The sequence below is a fragment of the uncultured Thiohalocapsa sp. genome (genome assembly GCF_913062725.1).
Classification (GTDB): domain Bacteria; phylum Pseudomonadota; class Gammaproteobacteria; order Chromatiales; family Chromatiaceae; genus Thiohalocapsa.
Window position 1 is genome coordinate 21,154 of record NZ_CAJXWY010000052.1, and the last position, 6,951, is coordinate 28,104.

Sequence of the window (6,951 nt, forward strand, 5' to 3'; positions counted from 1 at the left end):
GACCCCTCACAACTCCAGCGGTTGTGGCTGTTGGGCCTGATGGCGGTGGTTGGGGCCGGCATACACCTTGAGCTTTTTGAACATGGCGCGACCCAGCGGGTTATGCGGCAGCATGCCTTTGACGGCGGCCTCGAGCACCCGCTCGGGGTGCTCGTCGAGCATCTGCTGCAGCGAGCGGGAGCGCAGATGGCCCACCCAACCGGTGTGGCGATAGTACATTTTGTCCTGGCGCTTGTTGCCCGTCACCCGTACTTTTTCGGCGTTGACCACCACCAGGTAGTCGCCGGTGTCCACGTGTGGGGTGTACTGGGGCTTGTGCTTACCGCGCAGGCGGCTCGCGATCTCGCTGGCCAGGCGGCCCAGCGTTTTGCCGTCGGCATCGACCAGATACCAGGTCCGCCGCACCTCTGCCGGTTTTGCGCTCGCTGTACTCATGTCCGTCACTCCGGTCCATCACTCCGCAGGGCGTGACTCGGGTGCGCAGGGATGCGTACAAGCCCGAGAAAGCCGCGCATTATACGAGGCGCTGACTGTTTGATGCAATACCTGGCTGCCGCAGTTTGTCGCCCTGCCTGCCGGGTTCACGGGTCGTGCTGGACAGACCAGTCTGGGGCGCACCCGCTTGGGCGCGCGCAGGCCGATGGCCATCAGCCTTGCAGGCGCAGACGCGCCACCGGCTCGCCGCCGAGGAGATGGCTTTGCAGGATCTCCTCCAGGTCCTCGTTGTCGACGTAGGTGTACCAGGTGCCCTCGGGGTAGACCACCGCCACCGGTCCTTCGCCGCAGCGGTCCAGGCAGCCGGCGTTGTTGATACGAATGCCACCGGGGCCGGTGAGACCGAGCTCCTTGGTGCGCTTTTTCAGGTAGTCCCGGGAGGCCTGGGCGCCGCATTGTGCGCAGCACTGGCTGCCATCGCCGCGCAGATTGGTGCAGAAGAAGACGTGGTACTTGTAATAGGGTGTGGGTGTGGACATGCTCTGGCGCTCCGTCGGCGCGAATCATTAAGATTGCAAGAGATGCGGTCTTGCCGAGCCCTACAGGTGGCGCCCGGCGGCCGTCGAGCCAAGTTGCATGCGTGGGGGGGCACGGGCCCGCGCCGCGCATCATTTTTCGTCAGTTCCCGCACAACGCTTTGAACCAACGCGAATTGCTGCGCCTTGCGGACCAGTGCGTCAAGTGCGGTCTGTGCCTGCCGCATTGTCCCACGTTCCGGCTATGCCACAACGAAGCGGACTCGCCGCGGGGGCGCATTGCGCTCATCCAGGGGCTCACCACCGGGCAGCTCGACGACACGGCGCGTCTGGGCGCGCACTTGGATGGTTGTCTGCAATGCCAGGCCTGCGAGTTGGCCTGCCCGTCGCTGGTGCGGTTCGGTACGCTGATGGACGCGGCGCGGGCGGCGCGGGTTGCCAAGCTGCCGCGGTGGCGGCGTTGGTGGCGGCGGCTGCGCCTGGATGTGCTCAGTGGGACACGTCTGCCGCCGCTGCTCGGGCCGCTCGCGGCGGCCTACCGGCGACTGGGCGTGGGCGCCGTCGTGCGCCGGGCGGGGCTGTTGCGGTGGCCGCGGCTGCGCGTGCTGCACGGACTCGCGCTGCGCCTGCGCCGTGGGATGGCGCTCCAAGCGCCGCAGACGACAGCGGCAGACACCGACGCTGCGCCGGCGCCGCTGGCGCTCTTTCGCGGTTGCGTGGCGCGCACGCTGGAGCCTGAGGTGATGCGGTCGGCACTCGCCGTATTCCGCCAGCTCGGGGTCCCTGTAGAGGTGCCGCAGGGGCAGGGCTGCTGCGGTGCGATGCATCGACACAATGGTTTTCCGGATCGCGCCGACACGCTGCTGGCGCGCAATCGGGCGGTGTTCGCCGGGACTTCGGTGGTGGGCGGTGCCAGCGCCTGTGTCGCCGAGCTGCGCCCGGCGCTGACGGCCATCGAGCTGTGTCGGGCCGTGCTGCAAGCCCCCTGGCCGGCGGCGCTCGCGCTGCATCCACTCACCGGCACCGTTGCCGTGCACGAGCCCTGCTCACACCGCAACCAGTTGCGCGATACGACGGCCGTCTACGAGCTGCTCGGACGCATTCCGGGGCTGCGGGTGGTGCCGCTGCCGGGTAATGCGATGTGCTGCGGCGCCGCGGGCACCTATCTGCTGGATCAGCCGCAGACGGCGCTGGCGCTGGCGGCGGACAAAGTGGCCGTGCTTCGCCAACTTGCGCCGCGCTGGCTCGTCACCACCAATACCGGCTGTGCCGCGCACCTGGGAGCGGCCGCCCACGCGGCGGGGCTGGAGCTTGAAGTGCTGCATCCCGTGGTGCTGCTGGCACGCGCGCTCGCTCCCCGCACCTAGTGCCATGCCGGTGTCTCGGCTTTTCTGGCGCAGCGGCAAGCGCTTGCCTTTGCGACCGTCGCCAGCAAATCGGCGACATCACCATCGACCTGAAGCGCTACGAGTCTTATGAGCAGCAGAGAGTACACCCCGATCGATCAGGCCCTGATGGGCCTCGACCAGGCCATCCGCACCGTCTTCGGGCGTCCGCGCGTCACCGAGCGCGCCAATCCGGCCGAGCACCACGCTGACGTGGATCTGGGCGAAGACGAGCGCCGCCACGTCGGCAGGTTGATGCGCGTGAATCACACCGGCGAGGTCTGCGCGCAGGCGCTGTATCAGGGGCAAGCGCTGACCGCCCGGCTCGCCGAAGTCCGCGACAGCCTGGAGCGCTCCGCGCTGGAAGAAAACGACCACCTGGCCTGGTGCGAGCAGCGCCTGGACGAGCTCGGCACGCGCAAGAGCCTGCTGAACCCGCTCTGGTATGCGGGCTCCTTCGCCATGGGGGCGGCCGCCGGGCTGGCCGGCGACAAGTGGAGCCTTGGCTTCGTGGTAGAGACCGAGCGGCAGGTGGAGAGCCACTTGGATGAGCATATCACCCAGGTGCCGGGGGACGACCAGCGCACCCGTGCCATCCTCGAGCAGATGAAGGCCGACGAGATCCACCACGCCGACGTCGCCCAAGCCGCCGGTGGCGCCGAGCTGCCGGGGCCGGTGAGATTCGCCATGCAGGCGGTCTCGAAGGTCATGACCCGCGGGGCTTATTGGGTTTGAAGGACGGGCGATCGGTGGCGGGCGTATCACCAGGCGGGAACGCCGCTGGGCTGCAGGCCCCGCACTTTGCCCCTCTTTTCTAGGGTCGTTGCTCGTTCCAGCCCGCGATGTCGCGGTTGAGGTTGCGGCCGTAGAAGATTTCCATCATCTCCCGGCGCACCAGGCGCTGCAGGCGCCGGTATTCCTTGTCCGACAGGTCTTTGCTGTCGACACAGAACAGATAGTCGTCGAGCTGGAAGCGGTTGACGACCATCTTGGTGTGGAACATGTTCTCCTGATAGACGTTGACGTCCATCATCTGATAACGGTTCTTAGTGTCCCGGCTCAGATAGTTCTGGATGGAGCTCATGTTGTGATCGATGAAATGCTTGCGCCCGCGCACGTCGCGGGTGAAGCCGCGCACCCGGTAGTCCATGATCACGATGTCCGACTCCAGGGCGTGGATGAGGTAGTTGAGCGCCTTCAGCGGTGAAATGAGCCCGCAGGTGGACACGTCGATGTCCGCCCGGAATGTACTGATGCCATTGTGGGGATGGCTTTCGGGGTAAGTGTGTACAGTGATGTGGCTCTTGTCGAGATGAGCGACCACGGCATCGGGCAGCGGACCGGGTGTCGCCGAGTTGGTCAGCCCGCCGTCCGGGCTGTGCTCCTCGGCGATGAGCATGGTCACCGAGGCGCCTTGGGGCTCATAGTCCTCCCGGGCGATGTTCAGGATGTTGGCGCCGATGATGTTGGCGACATCGGTGAGAATCCCGGTGAGTCGCTCGGCGTTGTAGGCCTCGTCGATGTAGGCGATGTAGGCCGCCCGCTGCTCGTTGGAGTCCGTGTAGCAGATGTCGTAGATGTTGAAGCTGAGCGACTTCGTGAGGTTGTTGAAGCCGTGCAGCTGCAGCCGTTTGGATGTCTTCGCCATGGTGTATCGTGCTGGTCCCGGCCGCCGGGTTGCCGTGTGGGGCAGTGAGGCCCACGGTGGTCGCGCACGCGTGCGGGGACGATGACGGCGCCGGGCCATGCCCTGGCCGGCCGTCGCCGCCAGCCGGCTGCGCGGTGGGAGCTTGTTGCGATGCGAATGCCCGCAAAACCCATCACGCTACGCCCGCGACGGGGTGCATTGCAAGGGACTTTGCACAGCGGGCCGGGGATGGATCGACGGGCGATGCGGCTCACCCCGGCACGATGCTTCGGCGCCGCCGCAACGCGCGCCGGACAACCCCGCGGACGCCATCCGGCGGGGTCACCGGCGGTGGTCCCGTCAGGCCCGCCAGGCTAGGCTGGGCGGATCTCGAAGTCGTGGGTCACCTCGGCGGCGGCCGCGAGCATGATGGATGCGGAGCAATACTTCTCGGCGCTGAGGGCGATGGCGCGCTCGACCTGCTGCGGCTTCAGGTCGCGGCCGGTGACGATGTAATGCACATGGATACGGGTGAAGACCTTCGGGTCGGACGCCGCGCGCTCGGCGGACAACTCCACCACGCAGTCACTGACCTCGGCACGTCCGCGGCGCAGGATCAGCAGCACATCGAATTGTGTGCAGCCGCCGAGCCCGAGCAGCAGCATTTCCATGGGCCGCACACCGAGATTGCGGCCACCGGCTTCCGGGGGGCCGTCCATGACGACCGCGTGTCCGCTGCCGCTCTCGCCCACCATGGCCGTGCCCTCCAACCATTTGACGCGCGCTTTCATGGCCGGGGCGCGCGGTCGGTGGAATACTGTGGGGCGGTCTGGAACTTATGATCGTGTATCGTCAGTGCTCGCATGGTGGCTTCCGTAATGGTGGTGGACCCGGTGGCGTCGCGCACCGGGTGCACGGCACCGGGGCGACGCTGGACAGGCACGACAGGCTACCACGTCGACCGTGGCGCCATGGACGATGCGGTGGCTTGACGATCGTCGTCTAAGGGGCCCGGTGAGCGGCGAGGATCGCGTCACGCGTCGCGCCGCTGCGCGAACAACTCCGCCAGCTTGGCGCCGGGGTCCGCGGCGCGCATGAAGGATTCACCCACCAGGAAGGCATGCACGCCGTGGCGGCGCATCAGGGCTACGTCGTCGCAGCTGTGGATACCGCTCTCGGTGACCAGCAGCCGGTCTGCGGGCACCTGCGCCAAGAGATCCAGCGTGGTGCTCAGGCTGACCCGGAAGCTGCGCAGGTCGCGGTTGTTGATGCCGATGAGGCGCGTGGGCACCGCCAGCGCCCGGTCCAGCTCGGCGGCGTCGTGCACTTCCAGCAGCACGTCCATGCCGAGGGCGTGGGCGATGTCCGTGAGCTCCGCCAGCGCGGCGTCGTCCAGGCAGGCGGCGATGAGCAGGATGCAGTCGGCGCCCATGGCGCGGGCTTCGTGGATCTGATACGGGTCGATGACGAAGTCCTTGCGAATCACGGGCAGGCCGCAGGCGCCGCGGGCGTCGCGCAGATGCTGGGGATCGCCCTGGAAGAAGTCGCGGTCCGTCAGCACCGACAGGCAGGCGGCGCCGCCGGCGGCGTAGGACACGGCGATGTCCGCCGGGCGGAAATCGGACCGCAGCAGCCCCTTGCTCGGGCTCGCGCGCTTGATCTCGGCGATGACGCCCGCCGCGCCGCCGTCGATGTGTGCGGCCAGGGCGGCGGCGAAGCCGCGGGTGGGGCCGGCCGCGGCGACGGCGTCGGCGAGCGCGGCGAGGGGGCGCTCGCGCCGGGCTACGGCGACCTCGTCCGCCTTGCGCGCGACGATGCGCTTGAGGATGTCCGGGGTCGCGCTCACGCGGTTGCCGCCCCGAAGCCCTGGGTGAGCGCCGCGAGCCGCTCGAGCCGCTCCGTGGCCTGGCGCTGCTCGATGGCCGCACGGGCGGCCTCCACGCCGTCGGCGAGGCTGTCGGCGACGCCGGCGGCGTAGATGGCGGCACCGGCATTGAGCAGCACGATGTCGTGGGCCGGCCCCGGCTCGCCGGCGAGGGCGGCGCGCACCAGCCGCAGGCTCGCCTGCGGACCGTCCACGCGCACGGCGTCGAGGGGGGCCGTCGGCAGGCCGAAGTCCGCGGGCTCGATGCGGTAGCGGCGAATGGCCCCGTCCTTGAGCTCGGCGATGTCGGTGGGTGCGGCGATGCTGATTTCGTCCAGACCGTCGGCGGCGTGCACCACCAGCACCTGCTCGGCGCCGAGATTGGCGAGCACCGCCGCCAGGGGCTCCAGCAGGTGCTCGGCGAACACACCGAGCACCTGCCGGCGCACGCCGGCGGGATTGGTGAGGGGCCCGAGCACGTTGAACAGGGTGCGCACGCCCAGCTCCCGGCGCGGGCCGATGGCGTGCTTCATGGCGCCGTGGTGTGCCGGGGCGAACATGAAGCCCACGCCCACCTCGCGCACGCATTGGGCCACCTGCGCCGGCGTCAGGTGCAGATTCACGCCGGCGGCCTCCAGCAGATCCGCGCTGCCGGACTTGGATGACACCGAGCGGTTGCCGTGCTTGGCCACGTGGCAGCCGGCGGCGGCGGCCACGAACATGCTCGCGGTGGAGATGTTGAAGGTGCCCGCGGCATCGCCGCCGGTGCCGACGATGTCGAGGGCATGGGGCAGATCACCGATGTCGACGCCGGTGGCGAGCTCGCGCATCACCGCGGCGGCGGCGGCGATCTCGTCCACCGTTTCGCCCTTGAGCCGCAGGGCCACCAGAAAACCGGCGATCTGGGCTGGGGTGGCGCCGCCGGTCATGATGGCGCGCATGCATCCGGTCATCGCATCGGCGCTGAGATCGTGCCCGTCGATGACGCGGGCGAGGGCTTGTTTGATATCCATGGGGGAGCCGCTGCTCTAGGAGCCTGTCCGACTTAGGCTCAGGATTCGGTCTCATCCGTGTGCTACTGCCAAAAAATATACGAATCGGTTT

General features: G+C 68.4%; 8 protein-coding genes. 2 read left to right on the forward strand and 6 right to left on the reverse strand.

Annotation, left to right across the window (positions count from 1 at the left end; translation table 11 throughout):
- Window positions 1–6 precede the first annotated feature (6 nt).
- Together rplM and QZ588_RS13740 are read right to left on the reverse strand one after the other, a co-directional pair.
- Window positions 7–435 carry a 50S ribosomal protein L13 gene (rplM, locus tag QZ588_RS13735; protein ID WP_295543508.1) on the reverse strand — a complete coding sequence of 143 codons (429 nt, stop codon included), beginning with the start codon at window positions 433–435 and terminating at the stop codon, window positions 7–9.
- A 212-nt stretch (window positions 436–647) separates the two neighbouring features.
- Complete coding sequence (locus QZ588_RS13740; protein WP_295543509.1) at window positions 648–974, reverse strand: NAD(P)H-dependent oxidoreductase subunit E; 327 nt, start codon at window positions 972–974, stop codon at window positions 648–650.
- A 158-nt stretch (window positions 975–1,132) separates the two neighbouring features.
- Here QZ588_RS13740 and QZ588_RS13745 point away from each other — a divergent pair, with 158 nt between their 5' ends.
- Both QZ588_RS13745 and coq7 read left to right on the forward strand, forming a co-directional pair.
- Window positions 1,133–2,338: a (Fe-S)-binding protein gene (locus QZ588_RS13745; RefSeq protein ID WP_295543510.1), complete on the forward strand. Its 1,206-nt coding sequence runs from the start codon at window positions 1,133–1,135 to the stop codon at window positions 2,336–2,338.
- Between the two features lie 108 nt (window positions 2,339–2,446).
- Window positions 2,447–3,091 (forward strand): 2-polyprenyl-3-methyl-6-methoxy-1,4-benzoquinone monooxygenase, encoded by a 645-nt coding sequence (gene coq7, locus QZ588_RS13750; RefSeq protein WP_295543511.1) that lies wholly within the window; start codon window positions 2,447–2,449, stop codon window positions 3,089–3,091.
- 79 nt (window positions 3,092–3,170) lie between these two features.
- Here the strand turns inward: coq7 and speD are convergent, their stop codons facing one another.
- The 4 genes from speD to trpD all read right to left on the reverse strand — a co-directional run bounded on the left by speD (window position 3,171) and on the right by trpD (window position 6,860).
- Complete coding sequence (speD, locus tag QZ588_RS13755) at window positions 3,171–4,004, reverse strand: adenosylmethionine decarboxylase (RefSeq protein ID WP_295543512.1); 834 nt, start codon at window positions 4,002–4,004, stop codon at window positions 3,171–3,173.
- Between the two features lie 353 nt (window positions 4,005–4,357).
- Entirely contained in the window at window positions 4,358–4,774 is a 417-nt protein-coding gene (locus QZ588_RS13760) for an OsmC family protein (RefSeq protein WP_295543513.1), read from the reverse strand.
- A 242-nt stretch (window positions 4,775–5,016) separates the two neighbouring features.
- Window positions 5,017–5,829, reverse strand: a complete 813-nt coding sequence (gene trpC / locus QZ588_RS13765; RefSeq protein ID WP_295543514.1) for an indole-3-glycerol phosphate synthase TrpC — start codon at window positions 5,827–5,829, stop codon at window positions 5,017–5,019.
- On the reverse strand, window positions 5,826–6,860 hold the full coding sequence (gene trpD, locus QZ588_RS13770; RefSeq protein ID WP_295543515.1) for an anthranilate phosphoribosyltransferase: 1,035 nt from the start codon (window positions 6,858–6,860) through the stop codon (window positions 5,826–5,828). Before trpD ends, trpC begins: the two co-directional genes overlap by 4 nt.
- Window positions 6,861–6,951 lie beyond the last annotated feature (91 nt).

What these genes read in the sequence shown, in the direction of transcription:
- rplM (WP_295543508.1), bottom strand. Translation starts at nt 435, where the DNA reads ATGAGTACAGCGAGCGCAAAACCGGCAGAGGTGCGGCGGACCTGGTAT.
- QZ588_RS13740 (WP_295543509.1), bottom strand. Translation starts at nt 974, where the DNA reads ATGTCCACACCCACACCCTATTACAAGTACCACGTCTTCTTCTGCACC.
- coq7 (WP_295543511.1), top strand. Translation starts at nt 2,447, where the DNA reads ATGAGCAGCAGAGAGTACACCCCGATCGATCAGGCCCTGATGGGCCTC.
- QZ588_RS13760 (WP_295543513.1), bottom strand. Translation starts at nt 4,774, where the DNA reads ATGAAAGCGCGCGTCAAATGGTTGGAGGGCACGGCCATGGTGGGCGAG.
- trpD (WP_295543515.1), bottom strand. Translation starts at nt 6,860, where the DNA reads ATGGATATCAAACAAGCCCTCGCCCGCGTCATCGACGGGCACGATCTC.
- speD (WP_295543512.1), bottom strand. Translation starts at nt 4,004, where the DNA reads ATGGCGAAGACATCCAAACGGCTGCAGCTGCACGGCTTCAACAACCTC.